Source organism: Microvirga puerhi, assembly GCF_020089865.1.
In the GTDB taxonomy this organism is placed as follows: Bacteria; Pseudomonadota; Alphaproteobacteria; order Rhizobiales; family Beijerinckiaceae; genus Microvirga; species Microvirga puerhi.
Map to the genome: position 1 here is coordinate 51,079 of NZ_JAIRBM010000005.1, position 17,404 is coordinate 68,482.

General features: G+C 60.0%; 15 protein-coding genes. 14 read left to right on the top strand and 1 reads right to left on the bottom strand.

What is annotated here, in order from left to right; translation table 11 throughout:
* The first annotated feature begins 85 nt into the window (after positions 1-85).
* Together asnB (K9B37_RS08130) and K9B37_RS08135 are read left to right on the top strand one after the other, a co-directional pair.
* Positions 86-1,966 carry an asparagine synthase (glutamine-hydrolyzing) gene (asnB, locus tag K9B37_RS08130; RefSeq protein WP_224312587.1) on the top strand — a complete coding sequence of 627 codons (1,881 nt, stop codon included), beginning with the start codon at positions 86-88 and terminating at the stop codon, positions 1,964-1,966.
* A gap of 38 nt (positions 1,967-2,004) precedes the next feature.
* A complete protein-coding gene (locus K9B37_RS08135; RefSeq protein ID WP_224312588.1) occupies positions 2,005-2,928 on the top strand; it encodes a lysylphosphatidylglycerol synthase transmembrane domain-containing protein in 924 nt (307 codons plus the stop codon).
* 39 nt (positions 2,929-2,967) lie between these two features.
* On the opposite strand, the gene K9B37_RS08140 is transcribed toward K9B37_RS08135, so the two are convergent.
* Positions 2,968-3,576, bottom strand: a complete 609-nt coding sequence (locus tag K9B37_RS08140) for an acyltransferase (protein ID WP_224312589.1) — start codon at positions 3,574-3,576, stop codon at positions 2,968-2,970.
* Between the two features lie 586 nt (positions 3,577-4,162).
* On the opposite strand from K9B37_RS08140, the gene K9B37_RS08145 reads away from it, so the two are divergent.
* From K9B37_RS08145 to K9B37_RS08200, 12 genes are all read left to right on the top strand, one after another.
* On the top strand, positions 4,163-5,110 hold the full coding sequence (locus K9B37_RS08145) for a glycosyltransferase family 2 protein (RefSeq protein ID WP_224312823.1): 948 nt from the start codon (positions 4,163-4,165) through the stop codon (positions 5,108-5,110).
* Positions 5,111-5,112: 2 nt separating this feature from the next.
* The gene (gene asnB, locus K9B37_RS08150; protein WP_224312590.1) at positions 5,113-6,978 is read left to right on the top strand and encodes an asparagine synthase (glutamine-hydrolyzing); all 1,866 of its coding nucleotides are present in this window, start codon (positions 5,113-5,115) and stop codon (positions 6,976-6,978) included.
* Between the two features lie 206 nt (positions 6,979-7,184).
* Positions 7,185-8,192: a LacI family DNA-binding transcriptional regulator gene (locus tag K9B37_RS08155; RefSeq protein ID WP_224312591.1), complete on the top strand. Its 1,008-nt coding sequence runs from the start codon at positions 7,185-7,187 to the stop codon at positions 8,190-8,192.
* Positions 8,193-8,264: 72 nt separating this feature from the next.
* Positions 8,265-9,548, top strand: coding sequence for an ABC transporter substrate-binding protein (locus K9B37_RS08160; protein ID WP_224312592.1), 1,284 nt, complete (start codon positions 8,265-8,267; stop codon positions 9,546-9,548).
* Between the two features lie 67 nt (positions 9,549-9,615).
* Positions 9,616-10,467: a carbohydrate ABC transporter permease gene (locus tag K9B37_RS08165; RefSeq protein WP_224312593.1), complete on the top strand. Its 852-nt coding sequence runs from the start codon at positions 9,616-9,618 to the stop codon at positions 10,465-10,467.
* A complete protein-coding gene (locus K9B37_RS08170) occupies positions 10,464-11,324 on the top strand; it encodes a carbohydrate ABC transporter permease (RefSeq protein ID WP_224312594.1) in 861 nt (286 codons plus the stop codon). Before K9B37_RS08165 ends, K9B37_RS08170 begins: the two co-directional genes overlap by 4 nt.
* 11 nt (positions 11,325-11,335) lie before the next feature.
* Positions 11,336-12,385, top strand: coding sequence for an ABC transporter ATP-binding protein (locus tag K9B37_RS08175; RefSeq protein ID WP_224312595.1), 1,050 nt, complete (start codon positions 11,336-11,338; stop codon positions 12,383-12,385).
* Positions 12,386-12,390: 5 nt separating this feature from the next.
* Positions 12,391-13,677, top strand: coding sequence for an MGH1-like glycoside hydrolase domain-containing protein (locus K9B37_RS08180; protein WP_439651697.1), 1,287 nt, complete (start codon positions 12,391-12,393; stop codon positions 13,675-13,677).
* A 96-nt stretch (positions 13,678-13,773) separates the two neighbouring features.
* On the top strand, positions 13,774-14,316 hold the full coding sequence (locus K9B37_RS08185) for a methylated-DNA--[protein]-cysteine S-methyltransferase (protein ID WP_224312597.1): 543 nt from the start codon (positions 13,774-13,776) through the stop codon (positions 14,314-14,316).
* 117 nt (positions 14,317-14,433) lie between these two features.
* A complete protein-coding gene (locus tag K9B37_RS08190) occupies positions 14,434-15,621 on the top strand; it encodes a fumarylacetoacetate hydrolase family protein (protein ID WP_224312598.1) in 1,188 nt (395 codons plus the stop codon).
* A gap of 81 nt (positions 15,622-15,702) precedes the next feature.
* Positions 15,703-16,362, top strand: a complete 660-nt coding sequence (locus K9B37_RS08195) for a LysE family translocator (RefSeq protein WP_224312599.1) — start codon at positions 15,703-15,705, stop codon at positions 16,360-16,362.
* Positions 16,363-16,455: 93 nt separating this feature from the next.
* Positions 16,456-17,400 carry an NAD(P)/FAD-dependent oxidoreductase gene (locus K9B37_RS08200; protein WP_224312600.1) on the top strand — a complete coding sequence of 315 codons (945 nt, stop codon included), beginning with the start codon at positions 16,456-16,458 and terminating at the stop codon, positions 17,398-17,400.
* The last annotated feature ends 4 nt before the right edge of the window (positions 17,401-17,404 follow it).

The following is a 17,404-nucleotide window of genomic DNA, read 5'->3' on the forward strand; positions in this document are numbered from 1 at the left end:
CGCCAGGGTGATTCTATTCTTTGAGTCGCGGCAGGAGTTCCCCAGAGTCCCGCCCTGATGCGAGCATCTGAAAGGTTGAACGACCATGTGTGGAATCGCCGGATTCGCTGGGATTGGCGAGGAGGAAACGCTCCGGGCCATGACATCCGCGCTTGGTCATCGTGGACCTGATGCGGGGAATTTCTGGTGTGATCCATCCCGAGGCGTCTTTCTTGGGCATCGCCGTCTGTCCATTGTCGATCTTGGTGGGGGTAGTCAGCCTATGTGGACGCCTGACGGCGAGATTGGCATCGTCTTCAATGGCGAAATCTACAATCATCAGGAGCTCCGCCGAGATCTCATAGACCGAGGGCACATTTTCGCCAGTGATCATTCCGACACGGAGGTGCTACTTCATGGCTATCGTGAGTGGGGCGAGGACCTCCCGCGCAGGCTGAATGGCATGTGGGCCCTTGCCATTTATGATCGCAAGGCTGCGGTTCTGTGGATCAGTCGGGATCGTTTCGGCGAAAAGCCGCTTTATTATGCTGCAACACCTTCTGCTTTCATTTTCGCTTCAGAACTCCACGCTCTGGTTCGGCATCCAGCTCTTCGGCCGACATTGTCGACGATTGCGGTTCAGAAGTACTTAGCATTCGGGTTCATTCCCGCGCCGAATTCAATTTATCGCGAAGTGCATAAGCTTCCTGCCGGACATAATCTTCGATTCGATGTCACGACAAGAAGTATTTCCGTTCAGCAATATTGGGACTTCGTGCTTGATCCAGGCGAACGCGTGTCGAACAATGCTGAGAATGAGTATGCGGAAGAGCTTCGTCTCCTCCTCTCGCGGTCTGTCAAACAGCGCCTGATGGCGGACGTGCCGGTCGGTGTGCTGCTCAGTGGCGGAGTCGATTCCTCTGCGATCGCAGTTCTCGCCGCTCAACACAGCCCAATTCCCATCAAGACGTTTAGCATTGGCTTCGCCGAACAAACTTTTGATGAATCGACCTATGCCCAGCAGGTCGCGGAGATGATCGGTTCCGATCATCATACCGACCAGCTTCGGGTCGACAGCGCAATCGAAGTGATGGCCGAGGCGTTGAGCAGACTCGACGAGCCAATGGCAGATGCGTCCTTGCTGCCATGTTTCCTGCTGTTCCGTCATGTGGCGGCCCATGTGAAGGTAGCATTGGGCGGCGATGGCAGTGATGAACTTTTCGCGGGGTATGATACCTTCCGAGCCTTGCGTTGGGCTCAACTCTATAATCGTGTCGTGCCTCAGCGGCTCCATAATCCAATTCAGCTTGTTTCAGGCCTGCTTCCGATCTCTCATCGCAATATGAGCTTCGACTTTCGTGTCAAGCGCACGCTTCGAGGCCTTTCGGCGGGACCGGCCTTGTGGCTTCCCTCGTGGATAGGTCCGCTCTCACCAAGTGAGTTACGCGCAGTCATGGAAGAGCCCGTCAACATCGAAGAGGTCTACGAAGAAGCCCTCCTGCAGTGGGAGAACTGTAAGCAGGACAACTTGCTGGATCGCACCATGCAGTTCTACACGAAACTCTATCTTCAGGACGACATTCTCACAAAGGTCGATCGATCCAGCATGATGCACTCCGTCGAAGCGCGTTCGCCGTTCCTTGACAATGATCTAGTCGATTTCGTGCGGCGGATACCAAGCCGTTACAAGTTGCGCGGAAACGAGACTAAGTTCATCCTGAAGAAGGCTGTAGCTCCCTTGCTCCCTCGAGATGTCGTCTACCGTCCCAAAAAGGGATTTGGTGTTCCCATTGGACAATGGATGGCGGATGGCGGCTTGCCTGTTTCTGACCAACTCAGCATTGATCATCTTTTCAATGGCAGCCTCGTACGGCGTTGGAGCCAGGAGCATATCGGGCGTAAAGCTGATCATCGTAGCTTTCTATGGGCTCGACTTGTCCTTGACCGGTTTCTCGTAAACCCGAGCCGCGGCGCTTTGCCGATTTAATGCTCTGCAAAATTCCAAGGCCCATCAGGTCTCCATCCATGCGAACGCTGCTCGTCATTGCCCAAGTCGCGGTTTCCCTGTTCTGCCTAAGTCTGTTAATTTTTGTCCTTGATTGGCCGGGCATTCTATCGGCCATGAAAGGGATCAACTTTGCCTCGATGACCGGCGCCATTCTTTCCTTTCTTGTGGCGCAGTTCGTTGCAACGTGGCGTATGCAACTCATGCTGAGAATCGTTGGTGTGTCGCTTAGGTTTAGGGAGGCGATACGACTGAACTGGCTGGGCTTGGCATCAGGAAACGTTCTGCCTTCGACCGTTGGAGGAGATGTCCTGATCGTGCTTGGCCTCTCCCGGCTTGGGCGACCCGTCATGCAGTCCCTAACTGGCCTCGTTCTCAATCGAATTGTCAGCATTCTGGCAACGATTGCCTGCCTTTCTGCCGTCCTGACAGTCCCTGCTCTGATGCAAGCCATCGAAGAAGTCCATTTTGACAAGATCGTTCTGGCTGCGATGTTACTTGTGCTGCTGGCGGCTATCGGGCTCATCTGGGCCCGACGCTGGCCAGCACTGAGTAGGCGCCTCAGTGAAATCTGGGAACTCGTACTTTCCTACCGAAAGCATCCCTGGTTGGCTTTCAATGGGTTTCTGATGAGCGTCGTGATACTTGCTCTGGGTGCAGTCACCTTCCGGTTCCTGCTTCCGGAGCTTCCAGGGCGCCCAACGTTCCTGCCACTGATTGCGATTGTCAGTCTGATAATGGTCGCCCAATTAGTCCCAATTTCATTTAACGGTCTCGGTATCCAAGAGGGCTTGCTCACGGCCTGCCTGACCCTGATCGGGTGGAGCGTCGACAACTCCGCCGCCGCAGCGATCTTGATCCGCCTGATTACGATCGGTTTGAGCCTTCCGGGTCTGTTGTGGATCGACTTGCTATGGCAACGACAAGAGAGAGGTGCTACGTAACCTCGCGTGTTCAATCGATGTGTTTGAGCCGTCAGCGGGTCACGTTTCTTGGTGGCGCTTACGAAGCAGTCGGGCAGGCACGCCACCGAAGATTGCGAATTCTGGCACATCCTTCAAAACGACTGCGCCGGCGGCGATAATGCTGCCCGGCTGAATGGTGACACCAGCCAGGACAATGGCGTGTGCCCCAAGCCATACATCGTCGCAGATCGTGACCTTACTTGCGCTTGAACCTTGTTCGCGAATGGGCCGGGTTGCATCGCTATGATGATGGCTGGTCGATACTATTGTCGAGTGCGTTGCAATGCTGCACGCTTGACCGATATCGACGTTGCCACCCCCATAAATGATCACGTTGGGACCGAGTGCGCTGTTCTGACCAATACGAACTGTTCCACCCTGACAGTGAATGAAGCAACCCTCATAAAGCTCTGCCTGAGGGCCAATCTCGATGGCACCGTTGGCAATCAGCGTTACACGTCCGATTAGCCGACTTCCCCGACCAATCCGAATCCGAAAAGGATAATATATACGTGCATCGAAAGAGACGAATGCTTGCCAGCGAAGGCTGAGGTAAACGGCCGCCATCCAATGAGGTAGAGGACGAGCCTTAAGCGCTTCCAGCAAAAGTTTTCCTACAGTGCGCAAGTATATTTCCCTCTCGCCAGTTCTCTCGGGACACCAAGCAGACCATTCTTCAGAAAGTCTAAACTATACCATTGAAATTAGTGTGAAAATCGAACCGATGCTTGGATGGGTACGAATTCGTGAAGGCTAGTGCATTTTTCGGCAACGTGGGCCCGGCTCGCCGCCAGAAAATGCGGCACAATAACGAAGAGAGTTGATTCCACGTAAGGGAAATGGTTCTGGGGGATCGATCCTCTCGTGGCATTGGCGCTACGAGCATGGCCGATTAGGCCGGAATAGGCCCTGATCCTCGAAGCTGGACGGAGGCATCGTTTCCCCGTCCGCGTGGACTATGTTGCCTTGCAGCGGCCCTTTCGTTTCATTCAGTCTTCGGGAGGCAGTCGCCGCTTACTGTGCCAAGTGAGGATGACTCGCCCCTCAGATTCTGTAACGTAGTCCTTGCGCCGTCGCCATGATGTGGATATTAGCCTTGAAACCTTGAGGCTTTACTATGATTGCCAATGCTTTAACAGAAAGATGTGCTCCCGGCATCGAGTCGCACGCGCCGGATCGAGCAACGTCTTCTCATGTTTCCCTAAATCCAAGTCTGTCGATCATCGTGCCTCTTTACAACGAAGAGGAAAATATTCAGATCCTGGTAGATGGCATTCTGCCGGTTATGGATTCCATCGAGTCCCCATTTGAAATCATCCTAGTCAATGATGGAAGTTGGGATCGTACGGCGGAGGTCATTGGCGGTATTGCAGAGAAGGACGATCGTGTCAAAGTCATCAACCTCCGTAGGAATGCTGGTCAGACCGCAGCGATGATGGCTGGTTTCGATCATGCCAGTGGTGACATCATCATTCCGATGGATGGCGATCTCCAGAACGATCCAGCCGACATTCCGCGCCTTCTTGCCAAGCTCGACGAAGGGTATGACGTGGTCTCGGGCTGGCGAAAGGATCGCAAGGACAAGTTGATTGTCCGCAAAGTACCGAGTTGGCTTGCCAACCGCATCATATCCTGGGTTTCCGGTGTGAAACTCAACGATTATGGCTGTACACTCAAGGCCTATCGTCGCGATGTGCTGTCCGGCGTGCGTCTCTACGGAGAATTGCACCGGTTCGTGCCGATCTTCGCGAGCTGGCAGGGGGGAAGGATCACGGAGCTTCCCGTCAATCACCGGGCTCGCCAATTCGGCGTATCGAAGTATGGGCTCAATCGCATCTTTAAGGTGGTGCTCGATCTCATCCTCGTGCGCTTCCTGACCAAATACCAGGCGAAGCCGATCTATGTCTTTGGTTTCATTGCCGTATTGTTCTTTGCCGTGGCGTTCGTGGCAGGCCTCTACGCAGTGTTCCTGAAGATCGCTGAGGGAACCGCCTTCATTCAGACGCCCTTGCCTCTGCTCTTCGTGACCGGCTTCATGAGCGGCATGATGTGCATCCTTCTCGGGCTCATCAGCGAAGTTCTCGTGCGCACCTATTTCGAGTCGCAAGGGCGGACGCATTACATCATCGGTTCGACGCTCAACATCGGTCCTGCCAAGTAGTCATGTGCGGAATAGCCGGATTCGTCGGGATTGGAACGGAGGGTGATCTCGACGAAATGACGCGCTCCCTCGCGCACCGCGGACCGGATGGAAGCGGTTCATTCGTCGATTCCGCGCATCGGGTCTTCCTCGGACATCGACGACTGGCAATCATCGATGTCTCCGGTGGCCTTCAGCCGATGTCTAGTTCGGATACCGGTACGACGATCGTCTTCAATGGAGAGATCTACAATCATCGCCATCTGAGGCGCGAACTGGAGCAGTTGGGTCATCAATTCGTGACCGATCACTCCGATACCGAAGTCATATTGCGTGGCTATGACGCGTGGGGCGAGGCCGTCGTGGAACGGCTCGACGGAATGTTCGCCTTCGCTATCTACGATGTGAAGCGGCAAAGACTTTTTCTGGCGCGTGACCGCTTTGGTGAGAAGCCTCTCTTTTATCACGTGTCACACAAGGGAATTGTTTTTGCGTCGGAACTTGCCGCTCTCAGGAAGCATCCAAGCGTTGCGGCGCTCCAGCTGGACGAAAGGTCGCTTCAGAAGTTCTTTGCGTATTCGTTCTTGCCGGGGGCTGCGACTCCTTATCGGGGCGTCCAAAAACTTCTTCCCGGTTCGGTGCTGACATATCGGCTGAGTGACGGCTTCGTTCAGAAGCGTCAATACTGGCGTTTTGCCATTGTCCCAGACCAGCGCCCTGAGGGAAATGAACGCGACTGGATCGACCAGATTCGTTCGCTTCTCATGGAGGCAGTCGCGTCTCGGCTGGAAAGCGATGTGCCCCTCGGGGTCTTTCTGTCTGGAGGGATCGACAGCAGTGCCATTGCGATCCTAGCCAATCGCGAACGTTCTCATGGAGAACTATCGACTTTTACGATCGGATTCCACGAAGCAAGCTACGACGAGTCGGCTTATGCGGAACAGGTGGCCAGGTTCGTCGGATCGAGCCATCACGTCGAATTCTGCGACGTCGACTTCATGCTCGCCTCTGCGTCAAAGATCCTTGAAACTCTCGCAGAGCCGTTGGGCGATCCCTCGCTGATACCAACTTATCTGGTTTCTGCATATGCATCGCGTTACGTCAAAGTAGCATTGAGCGGGGACGGGGGCGATGAGCTCTTTGCCGGGTATGATCCCTTCAAAGCCCTGAAGATTGCCGATCACTATCAGAAATGGGTGCCGCGTCCCGTTCACGCTGCCATACGGGCAATGGCCGCGAAACTCCCCGTTTCGGATAGAAACATGAGCTTTCAGTTCAAGTTGAACAGGGCATTGCGTGGCATGTCCCAGGCTCGGTCGGTCTGGAATCCTGTTTGGCTCGCCGCCCTCGAGCCCGACGACATTTCCCGTGTCTTCGGCACTCGTGTCGCCGTTGATGAACTCTATGAGGATGCGATCGAGCTCTGGGATGGTTCACGCGCCGACAATCTTGTCGATCGGACACTCGAATTCTACACAAACCTCTACTTGCCGGACGACATATTGATGAAGTCCGACCGGGCCGGAATGATGAACAGCCTGGAGATCCGCGCGCCGTTTCTCCACTCTGGACTCGCGGATTATGTGAGCAGGCTGCCGGCCCATACGAAGTTCCGTAATGGAACGACCAAATGGATCCTGAAGGAAGCTCTCAAGGATATTTTGCCGTCGCAGATTCTTCAGCGTCCTAAGAAGGGATTCGGAATTCCAGTCGCTCAGTGGCTGCGCGACATGCCGAGCCCTCATTGGAGACCGATCGAGGGTCTAAACGACAAGATCTTTCGTCAATGGGACCTCGATCACCGAAGGCGTTCGAAGGACCATCGCGGTGGCCTGTGGTGCCGTTACGCGCTCGACCGGACAGTTGGAGTGGAACAACCGCTGATTTAGGGCATATCGCACAAAACTCCCAGCATTTGCATAGGGGCGCTGGGACGCCATATCGCTTCCTGTAGGTCGGCGGTCTTCTCAGACACTCCTCCCACGAGAGATCCGTATCCTCGAAAAGCATGCGTGCGCTCCGAAGCGCATTTCACCGAGCTTGACTTTCCAAAACGTTTCGGATGCTATCCCACCACGAGGGAGGCCGAACGAAAGTGTCCAATCTGAAGCAGCTGGCGCGGTCGCTCGGCCTGTCGATCACGACAGTCTCGCGGGCGCTTGACGGCTATTCGGATGTGGCGCCCGCCACGCGGGAACGGGTTCAGGCTGCGGCACGGGCCATCAATTACCGCCCTAATTCGGCCGCTCGCAGCCTCCGGCGCCGCAAGGCGGAGGTGGTGGCCGTCACGCTGCCGACCGAGCCGGGCCGGTTCGGTCCACCCGTCTTTCTGAACATGCTCGCCGCCTGCAGTCAGCGTCTGGCCGAGGAGGGGCTCGACCTGATGCTCCTGCCGACGATGAGTCCTGCGGCGGAGATGGAAACCTATCGCAGGCTGGTGGATGGCGGACGCGCTGACGCCGTGATCGTGGTGCGCACGCGGCGACATGACGAGCGCGTGACCTTCCTGAAGGAAAGAGGCATCCCCTTCGTCACTCATGGACGGACTGCGGAATCATCTGAGCACGCGTTTGTTGATGGGGATGGCGAAGCCGGATTTCATGATGCGGTGCAGCTGCTTGCCTCATTGGGGCACCGTCGCATCGCGCATATCGCTGCGCCTCAGGATCTGACTTTCGCATACCTGCGGCGGAACGGATGGCTCGCTGGTCTCGAAGCCGAGGACCTGGCGGAGCGGGCGGAATATGGGGCGCTGCCGACGGAGTCTGGCGGCTATGAGGCGGCACAGCATCTTCTCCAGCAGCCTTCGCCACCGACGGCACTGCTTTGCGCGACGGACAGCATGGCGACCGGCGCCCTCAGCGCCCTCAAGGAGCGAGGCCTCGTCGCCGGGCGGGACGTTGCGGTGATCGGGCATGACAACCTGCCATCGGCCGCATTCACGGATCCGCCGCTCTCCACCATGGAGATCGCCGTTCCCGATGTCGGACGGCAGCTCGCGGAGATGCTGATCGCTCGCCTGGGCGGCCGCGATCCGCGCGATCTGCAAACGATTCTGCCACTTCGCCAGATTCTACGAGCCACCCACGGATTGGCGAATTGACGAAAAAAACCCACTCGGCCTTCCCGGGCCCGGGCCGAGGGGCGCAGCGAATGGGACCGACGGAGGAAACATATGACGTATCCGGTGTCGCTTCGCGCCATCGCCGTCGCAACGGCCTTTTTCGGAGGGCTCGCAGCAGCGCAGGCGCAGGAAACCGTCTTCTACTCAACCCAGCTTCGTCCGATCGAAGAGGCGAGCAAGGTCCGTGACGTGCTCCTGAAGGGAATTCCCGGCAAGGTCACCTACGTGGTTGACGAGCCGCCAGCATTCGCCGTTCGCATGAAGGCCGAAACCCAGGCCGGCAAACGCACCGTCGACGTCGTCGGGGCGTTGCACGGCGAGTTGCAGCCGCATGTGCCGGCGGATCTCCAGCCGATCGATGACCTGGTCGCAAAGATCGCCGACCGCGGCATTCCCGCAAACCTCATGGAACTCGGCAAGCTCGGGACCGGTCAGCAGCAATACATCCCGTGGATGCAGGCGACTTATGTGATGGTCGCCAATAAGCAGGCGCTGCAATACCTGCCGGCGGGCGCCGACGTGAACACCTTGACCTATGCCCAGCTGCTGCAATGGGGAAAGAACATCGCGGAAAAGACCGGCCAGCGCCGGCTCGGATTTCCGGCAGGACCGACGGGCCTGATGTCGCGCTTCTTCCAGGGCTATTTCTATCCGTCCTTCACCGGCGGTGTCGTGTCCACCTTCAAGTCGGCGGATGCCGAGGCAGGCTGGAACACCATGAAGGAGCTTTGGGCCGTCTCAAGCCCCAACTCCACCAACTACAACTTCATGCAGGAGCCCTTGATGGCCGGTGAAGTGTGGATTGCCTGGGACCACATCGCTCGCGTGAAGGACGCTCTGACCATGCAGCCCGACCAGTTCGTGGCCTTCCCGGCACCGGCGGGGCCGAAGGGACGCGGCTACATGCCTGTGATCGCGGGCCTCGCGATTCCGAAGGATGCTCCCAATCGCGCCGGAGCCGTCGCGGTCATCGAGCATATGACGAAGCCCGAGACGCAGCTTCTGACCGCAGCCGAGGTCGGCTTCTTCCCGGTCGTGAAGGCGGACCTGCCACCGAATCTGGCGCCCGGCGTGAAGCTTCTGGCAGGTGCCGTCGGGGCGACGCAGAATGCCAAGGATGCGCTCGTGTCTCTTCTGCCGGTCGGTCTCGGCGCGAAGGGCGGCGAGTTCAACAAAGTCTATACGGACACGTTCCAGCGCATCGTTCTCCGGAACGAGCCGGTGAAGGATGTGCTTGAAAGTCAGGCGAAGACGCTCGAAGCCCTGATGAAGGAGACTGGAGCTCCGTGCTGGGCGCCGGACAAGCCGAGCCAGGGCGCCTGCCCGGTCCAATGAGCTCCCAATGATCGCCAAGCGGCCCGGCGGCCTCCGCCGGGCCATCCTCTCTGAGCGGGAGCGGCCCATGCCTGCGCGCACGTCCTGGATTCCCTATGCGCTCATCGCGCCTTCCGTCGCCTTTCTGGGCGCGCTCTTCATCATTCCCCTCGTTCAGACCGTCTGGCTTTCGTTCTCGGCCGGTGAGGGAGTCTCGCTCGCCAACTACCAGCGCATGGCGAACGATCTCAATTTCGGGCTCGCGATCCGCAACACGTTCCTGCTCACCCTTGTGGTCGTTCCGCTTCAGGTGATCCTGGCGCTGGTCATGGCAACCATGGTGTCGAAGCTCGATAAGGGTCGAGACATGGTGCTCTGGGTCTTGACGATCCCACTTGGAGTTTCGGATCTGGCTGCCGGTCTCGCCTGGCTGTCGATCCTCCAGAATACAGGCTATCTCAATTCCGCGCTCTACGCGCTGGGCGTCATACCCGGCCCCGTCGGTTGGCTGTCGCAGGAGACGCCCTGGACGCTGTTCTTCGGAATCGTACTCGCCGAAATGTGGCGTGCCACGGCGATCGTGCTGGTCATCCTGATCGCCGGTCTGCAGCTCATTCCAAAGGAGTTTTCCGAGGCCGCGGAAATCTTCGGTGCAAGCCCGTGGACGCGCTTCCGGAAGATCACGCTGCCGCTCCTGAAGCCCAGCCTTCAATCGGCGCTCATCCTGCGTACCGTGCTGGCCTTCGAGGTCTTCGCCGTCGTCTATGCGTTGGGCGGACGCAACTTCCCGGTTCTCGCCGGTGAGGCTTATACCTGGCAGAATGAGAACCAGAATTACGGCGTGGCCGCGGCCTACGCAGTTCTCATCATGGCGATCTCGCTTGCGGCGACGGCAGTCTACCTGCGAGCCCTGAGAACCCGTCCGGAGCAGCTCCCATGACGACGAGTTTGTCCCAGGCGCCTGCGAGCGGCGCGCCGCGGGCCTACATGCTTCCCTCGGCCCGGCGGTTTCTTCTCTGGACTGGACTTGTGGCCTTATTGGCCTGGGTTCTGGTACCGATCTATTTCGTGGCGCTGGGCGCGTTCGGCGGCCGAACGGGCGTATTTCGCTGGCCGAAATCGATCTGGCCGAGCGATCTCTCCGTCGCGCCGATGATGCAGTTCCTCAACATCGAAGGCGTCTTCAACGCCTTGATGAACTCGTTCATCGCAGCCGGGCTGACGGTCGTCTTCTCCATTCTCCTCGGCGCGCCTGCCGGTTACGCGCTGGCCCGCTACACCTTTCGTGGTCAGAACGCCTACCGTCTCCTCGTCCTTCTCACGCGCGCCTTTCCGCTGGCGATCCTGGCGCTGCCTTTGACGGTCTCGTTCATCCGGATTGGTCTCTACGATACGCCGTTCGGCGTCTCGCTCATTCATACGGTACTGGCTCTTCCGTTCGCGGCTCTGGTCACACAAAGCCTGTTCATGGGCATTCCTCGCGAATACGAGGAGGCTGCCTGGGTGTTCGGCTGCACGCGGTTCCAGGCCTTTGTGAAAGTGGTGCTGCCGCTGGCGCTGCCGGGCCTCGCCGCAACCGCGATCTTCGCCTTCGTCATTTCATGGAACGAGGTTTTCGCGGCATCGATCCTGACCGTCCGCGAGCGGACGCTGACGGCCTATCTTCTCAAGATTCTTTCCGAGAGCCCGCTTCACTATCGGTTCGCAGGCGGCTTCATCCTCATCATTCCCTCCGTGCTCTTCATCTTCGCCGTCAGGAGATATCTCTTCGCGGTGTGGGGAATTGCCAGCAAGTAACGGATCATTTCATGGCCGATATCGTCATCGATCATGTCGTCAAGGACTTCGGCACCTTCCAGGCGCTGCAGGATGTTTCCCTCGTCGTGGAGGATGGTGAGTTCGTGGCGCTGCTCGGCCCTTCGGGCTGCGGCAAGACCACGCTGCTCCGCATCATAGCGGGTCTGGAAACGCAAACGGCGGGCCGCGTGGTCATCGGCGGACGCGACGTCAGCGGATTGACGCCGCGCAAGCGCGGGCTCGCAATGGTGTTCCAGAACTACGCCGTGTTCCCGCATATGACCGTGTTCGAGAACGTGGCTTTCGGCCTGCGAATGCAGAAGGCATCCACCGCCGACGTGAAGCGCAAGGTGGAACGAGCTGCCGCCCTGCTGCATATCGACAGCTATCTGGATCGTTACCCTGCGAAGCTCTCGGGCGGGCAGCGCCAGCGCGTCGCGGTAGCACGCGCCCTCGCGGTGGAGCCGGCCGTCCTGCTCATGGACGAACCGCTGTCCAATCTCGATGCTTTGCTGCGACTGGAAATGCGCACGGAGCTGAAGGCCGTTCTGCGCGAGGCTGGCACGACGACCATCTACGTCACCCACGATCAGACCGAAGCCATGGGCCTCGCGGACCGCATCGCCGTCATGTACGGCGGCAAGATCGAACAGATCGGTTCACCGCTCGAGATCTACGCGACTCCGGCGACCCGTTTCGTGGGCGGGTTCATCGGCAGCCCGCCGATGAACTTCATCAAGGTACGCTGCGAGCAGGGCATTGTCAGGATCGGCAACATCACTCTGCCATGCCCGGCCGGCTGCGAAGATATGGAACTCGGGTTGCGAGGCGAGGATGCGATGATTGCAGCGGATGGGTCGGGCATCCCGTTCGACGTGCGCGTGGTTGAGCCCATGGGCTCCCACCTGCTTCTGACTGGCTCCATCAACGGCCAGCTGGCGCGGATCGTTGCGCCACCGACCGCGACGATCAACGCGGGAGAGCGGGTCGCCCTGAAAGCCGATCCGTCTCGTCTGACATGGATCGACAGCAATACCGGCCGCGCCGTCGGCCGGGCATGAATGGAATGATGATGAAGATAGATAAGAAGATGAGCGAGGCCGCCTGGGCTATTCTCGCTGAGAACGATCGCGGCGGTTACACGGTCCCGACCGCGCACCTCTATCCGTTCCAATGGAACTGGGATTCCGCCTTCGTGGCCATCGGCTTCGCGACCTACGACATCGATCGCGCCTATCGGGAGCTCGAACGCCTGGCGGAAGGGCAGTGGGACGACGGCATGATCCCGCACATCATCTTCCATGCGCCGAGCGACACTTATTTTCCTGGCCCGGAAGTGTGGGGGACGCGGCATCGAATTCCGACCTCGGGCATCACGCAGCCTCCGGTTTTCGGCATGGCCCTGCGGCAGGTTCACGAGGCTGCGTCGGCCGCAGGTCGGCCTGACGCCGTGGAGCGGACGCGCAAGCTGTTTCAGAATGCGCTGCGCTCTCACCGCTGGTGGCTGCGGGCGCGCGATCCGGAAGGGACTGGGCTGGTATCAATCCTTCATCCCTGGGAAAGCGGTAGCGACAACTCGCCGGCCTGGGATGAAGCGCTGAAGCGCGTCCCGACCTCGACGAAGACTACGATCCGGCGCAAGGATACGGGCCACGTGGATGCCGCGATGCGCCCGCGCGATGAGGATTATCAACGCTTTATCCATCTGGTTGATGTCTATCGCGAGTGCGAATGGGATCCGGCGCGTCAATGGGAGGCCGCGCCGTTCAAGATCGCCGATGTTCAGATGACGGGAATTCTGGCGCGTTCAACGGCTGATCTCCTTATCCTCGCGCAGAGCCTGAGTTCGCCCGAAGAGCGCGGCGAACTGGAGCGCATGCATCAGGTTTTGACCGAAGGCCTTGCCCGCCGGTGGCGGCAGGATCTGTCGCGGTTCGTCTCGCGCGATCTCGTCTCGCACCGCGACGTCGAAGCACCGACGCAAGCCTGCTTCATTCCGCTCGTCGCTCTTACTCTTGATGACCAGCAACGCAGGGCCATCAGATCCGAGATCAAACGCTGGCTCGACGGGATGGTCGTCGGAGTTCCGTCGACGGCGCCGTTCTCGCCGGCCTTCGAGCCGAAGCGCTATTGGCGCGGGCCTGTCTGGGCTGTCGTTAATTGGCTCATCTCGGACGGCCTGCGCATGAACGGATCCGAGGATCTGGCCCGTGAGATCGAGCAGGGAACCGTTCAGGCGATCGAGCGCGCCGGCTTTTGCGAGTATTTCGATCCCACGACGGGCGAAGGTCTTGGAGGCGGGACATTCTCATGGACGGCCGCGGCCTATCTGGTCCTGAGCCAGCGCAGCTGAGGTTGCGTGGAGCGCCGTGTCGGTGATGTCCGAAAACCGCGAGACATGCGTGCGTGGCGGGACCATCATGGGCCGGCACTGAAGGAGCGCAGCACAATGGACGACGCGACGCCGCAACGCCTCGTCATAGGCAGGGTCGAGACGCCGGTTGGCGCGGCCCTGGTGGCCACCGATGAGAACGACGTGCTGCGCGCCCTCTTCTTCGAGGACTTCGAGGGGCGGCTGCAACGGAGCGTGCGCCTTCACTACGGTGCCATCGCCATCGAGGCCGGCTCGATCCCGAGCGACGTCGGACGGGCATTGCATGCCTATTTCGAAGGGGATGCTGGTGCATTGACGGGACTTCGATGGGCCACGGGCGGCACGACGTTCCAACGGACGGTCTGGCGGGCTCTGACCGACATTCCTTTCGGCGGGACCCTCAGCTACGGGGCGCTCGCTGCAAAAATCGGAATGCCGAAGGCGGTCCGGGCCGTCGGTCTGGCCAACGGCGCCAACCCGATCAGCGTCATCGTGCCGTGTCATCGGGTCGTTGGTTCCGATGGGTCGCTGACAGGATATGGCGGCGGGCTTCACCGCAAGCGATGGCTCCTGACCCATGAGGGCGCTTTGCCATCCGAGGCGCCACGCCTGCTTTGAGGCGAGACCTGAACGTGCGGCCTCCGTTTGGCTGCATGCAAGGGCACGATTCTTGAGGGGAGACAAATAGCCCGGATCCTTGGCAATATGCGCGCCTCTCAAGAGCGGGAATCGGGCATGAGCCAAGTGGCATTCGACGATCTTTCGACAGCACTCCCAGAGGATTCATCCGTCGCGGCGCTCGGGGGGCGCGTGTGGCGTCCCGGGATCGGCCCATCGGTGGTGGCGATCCGGCCGGAGGGGGTCTTCGATCTTACCGCCTCTTGCCCGACGATGAGCGCGCTTGCGGCGCTGGCCGATCCGGCGCAGGCGGTCAAAACCCTGCCGGGTGAGCGGATGGGGTCGCTCGACGATATTCTCGCCAATACCCCGCCGGACACTCGGGATCCGGCCAAGCCCTGTCTGCTCGCGCCGATCGACCTGCAGGTGATCAAGGCGGCCGGCGTCACCTTTGCCATCTCGATGCTCGAACGGGTGATCGAGGAGCGGGCCCGCGGCGATGCCTCGTCCGCTGCCGCGATCCGAGCCGAGGTCACGCGCCTCGTCGGTGACGATCTGTCCCGCCTCAAACCCGGCTCGAAGGAAGCCATGGATCTCAAAGCCGTATTGGTGGCACAGGGTGCCTGGAGCCAATATCTCGAGGTTGGTATCGGGCCCGACGCGGAGGTGTTCACCAAGGCTCCGACCCTCTCTTCGGTGGGCACGCTGATGGATGCGGGCATCCATCCCAAGTCGACCTGGAACAACCCGGAGCCGGAGGTTGTCATGGTGGTCACCGCCGAGGGGCGGATCGTCGGGGCGAGCCTCGGCAACGACGTCAACCTGCGCGATTTCGAGGGCCGCTCAGCCCTGCTTTTGTCGAAGGCTAAGGACAACAACGCATCCTGCGCGCTTGGACCGTTCATCCGCTTCTTCGACCAGAGCTTTTCCCTCGACGACGTGCGTCGGACCACCGTGACCCTGACGGTGAAGGGGGAGGACGGGTTCCGGCTGGAGGGCTCCTCGTCGATCGCCAAGATCAGCCGCGACCCGACGGATCTGGTGGCGCAGACGGTGGGAGCGAACCATCAGTATCCGGACGGGTTCGTGCTATTTTTGGGCACGATGTTCGCGCCAACCCAGGACCGGGACGAGGCAGGGATGGGTTTCACCCACAAGCCCGGCGATATCGTCACCATCGCCGCCCCGAAGCTCGGGGCATTGCAGAACCGCATCCTGCCGAGCGATGCCTGCGAGCCCTGGACATTCGGTCTTTCGGCTCTCATGACGAACCTCGCTCAGCGCGGAATGCTCAAGGGCGCATGATCTGGACAAATCGTATGTCCGTGGAGGAGGGAGCGGTGCGATATCGCTCCCTTGATACGGGCCGATACTGAGAATGTACCTATGCCGAATCTGGCGACTTTTCTGACCTTCTACATGGCCGTCCTGGCCCTTCAGCTTGCGCCTGGGCCCGACATGATCCTGCTGCTCAGTCGCGGTGTCGGGCAGGGCCGGCGCACGGCCGTTCTTACGGCTGTCGGCATGACGCTCCTGGCGGGGCTCGTTCAATTGCCGCTGCTTGCCCTAGGGGTGACTTCGCTGATCCAGGCATCGCCCCTCGCGTTCGAGCTTCTCCGCTGGGCCGGTGCCGCCTATCTCGTCTGGATCGGCGCCAAGCTCCTCATCGGCTCGTTCCGTCACCATGGCAAGCTCGTCCGGTCGGCACCGCAACCCGTTCCCGATGCGGTTGCCCTCCGCCAGGGCATGATCAACAACCTGACCAATCCCAAGGCCATGGTCTTCATGCTCGCCTTCCTGCCGCAATTCGTCGATCCGGCGAATGGCTGGCCCGTCACGGCGCAACTGCTGTTTCTAGGCGGCGTGCAGAAGCTCTCCGGCTTCTTCATCCTGGTCGCCGTAGCATTGGGTGCAGGGACGATCGGCAACTGGCTCTCGCAGCGGCCCGGACTCATCGCCTGGCAGGAGAGGGCGGCCGGCGTGATCATGGTCGTTCTCGGTCTACGCCTTGCTCTCTCGGGAGATGGGCCGTCTTTTCGCCGATAGAGTGCGCCGGACGGGATCCTGATCGGCCGCCCTCGATCTTTTCCGCGCCTTGCGTGTTGAGACTCATGCATCGCAGAAACAGCAGGGCGGGGAATGGCGTCAAACAGCGAGATACTCGATTGCCTCATCGTGGGCGGAGGTCCGGCGGGATTGACAGCGGGCCTCTATCTCGCGCGTCTCAGGCGCCGCTTCATGATCATCGATGGCGGTGCGCCACGGGCCGCCTGGATCCCAAAAAGCCACAACATTCCGGTCTTCGCAGACGGGATTTCGGGGCCGGATCTTCTCGGCCGTCAGCGGGACAGCCTTGTGCAATACGGGGTCAGTCCGGTTGCGGGAACCGTCTCCGGCCTAAGGAAACAGCCGGATCGCTTCATCGGCGTCATCGAAGGCGAAGGACAGAGCCGCCAGATTGCCGCGAGACGCGTGCTGCTGGCGACGGGCGGCGTCGATATCGAGCCGGATCTGCCCGATCTCCCCAATGCCGTGCAGCGGGGGCTCGTACGCTACTGTCCGATCTGTGATGGCTATGAGGCCCGCGACCGGCGCATCGCCGTCATCGGCTATGGCGATCACGGTCTCGGTGAGGCCATCTTCATCGCGCGGACGTACTCTCCCGACGTCACGCTTCTGACCCTCGGGCAGCGCCTGCAAAAGCCGCTGAAGCGACAAGAGGAGCTCGACGCGCTCGGGATCACCGTCGTCGAGGATCCGGTCGAGCGGCTCGATCTGGAGGATGATCGCATCGCCGCCCTCCATGCGGGCGGCAGAGAACTTCGCTTCGATGTTCTCTATTCCGCCTTGGGTCTCAAATATCGGTCCGACCTCGCGCTTTCGCTCGGCGCGGAGCACGATCCGAGCGGCAGCCTCATCGTCGACATTCACTGCCAGACGAGCGTCAAGGGTCTCTACGCAGCGGGCGACATCGTGCGCGGGCTCGATCAGATCGTCATCGCTATGGGACACGCGGCCACCGCCGCCATCGACATCCACAACCATTGCGAGATGCCGACGGAGGATGAACCCGGCGGCGCATGAGCTG

Coding starts and splice junctions, on each gene's coding strand:
- asnB (WP_224312587.1), top strand. CDS start 86: ATGTGTGGAATCGCCGGATTCGCTGGGATTGGCGAGGAGGAAACGCTC.
- K9B37_RS08135 (WP_224312588.1), top strand. CDS start 2,005: ATGCGAACGCTGCTCGTCATTGCCCAAGTCGCGGTTTCCCTGTTCTGC.
- asnB (WP_224312590.1), top strand. CDS start 5,113: ATGTGCGGAATAGCCGGATTCGTCGGGATTGGAACGGAGGGTGATCTC.
- K9B37_RS08160 (WP_224312592.1), top strand. CDS start 8,265: ATGACGTATCCGGTGTCGCTTCGCGCCATCGCCGTCGCAACGGCCTTT.
- K9B37_RS08165 (WP_224312593.1), top strand. CDS start 9,616: ATGCCTGCGCGCACGTCCTGGATTCCCTATGCGCTCATCGCGCCTTCC.
- K9B37_RS08170 (WP_224312594.1), top strand. CDS start 10,464: ATGACGACGAGTTTGTCCCAGGCGCCTGCGAGCGGCGCGCCGCGGGCC.
- K9B37_RS08175 (WP_224312595.1), top strand. CDS start 11,336: ATGGCCGATATCGTCATCGATCATGTCGTCAAGGACTTCGGCACCTTC.
- K9B37_RS08180 (WP_439651697.1), top strand. CDS start 12,391: ATGATGATGAAGATAGATAAGAAGATGAGCGAGGCCGCCTGGGCTATT.
- K9B37_RS08185 (WP_224312597.1), top strand. CDS start 13,774: ATGGACGACGCGACGCCGCAACGCCTCGTCATAGGCAGGGTCGAGACG.
- K9B37_RS08190 (WP_224312598.1), top strand. CDS start 14,434: ATGAGCCAAGTGGCATTCGACGATCTTTCGACAGCACTCCCAGAGGAT.
- K9B37_RS08195 (WP_224312599.1), top strand. CDS start 15,703: ATGCCGAATCTGGCGACTTTTCTGACCTTCTACATGGCCGTCCTGGCC.
- K9B37_RS08200 (WP_224312600.1), top strand. CDS start 16,456: ATGGCGTCAAACAGCGAGATACTCGATTGCCTCATCGTGGGCGGAGGT.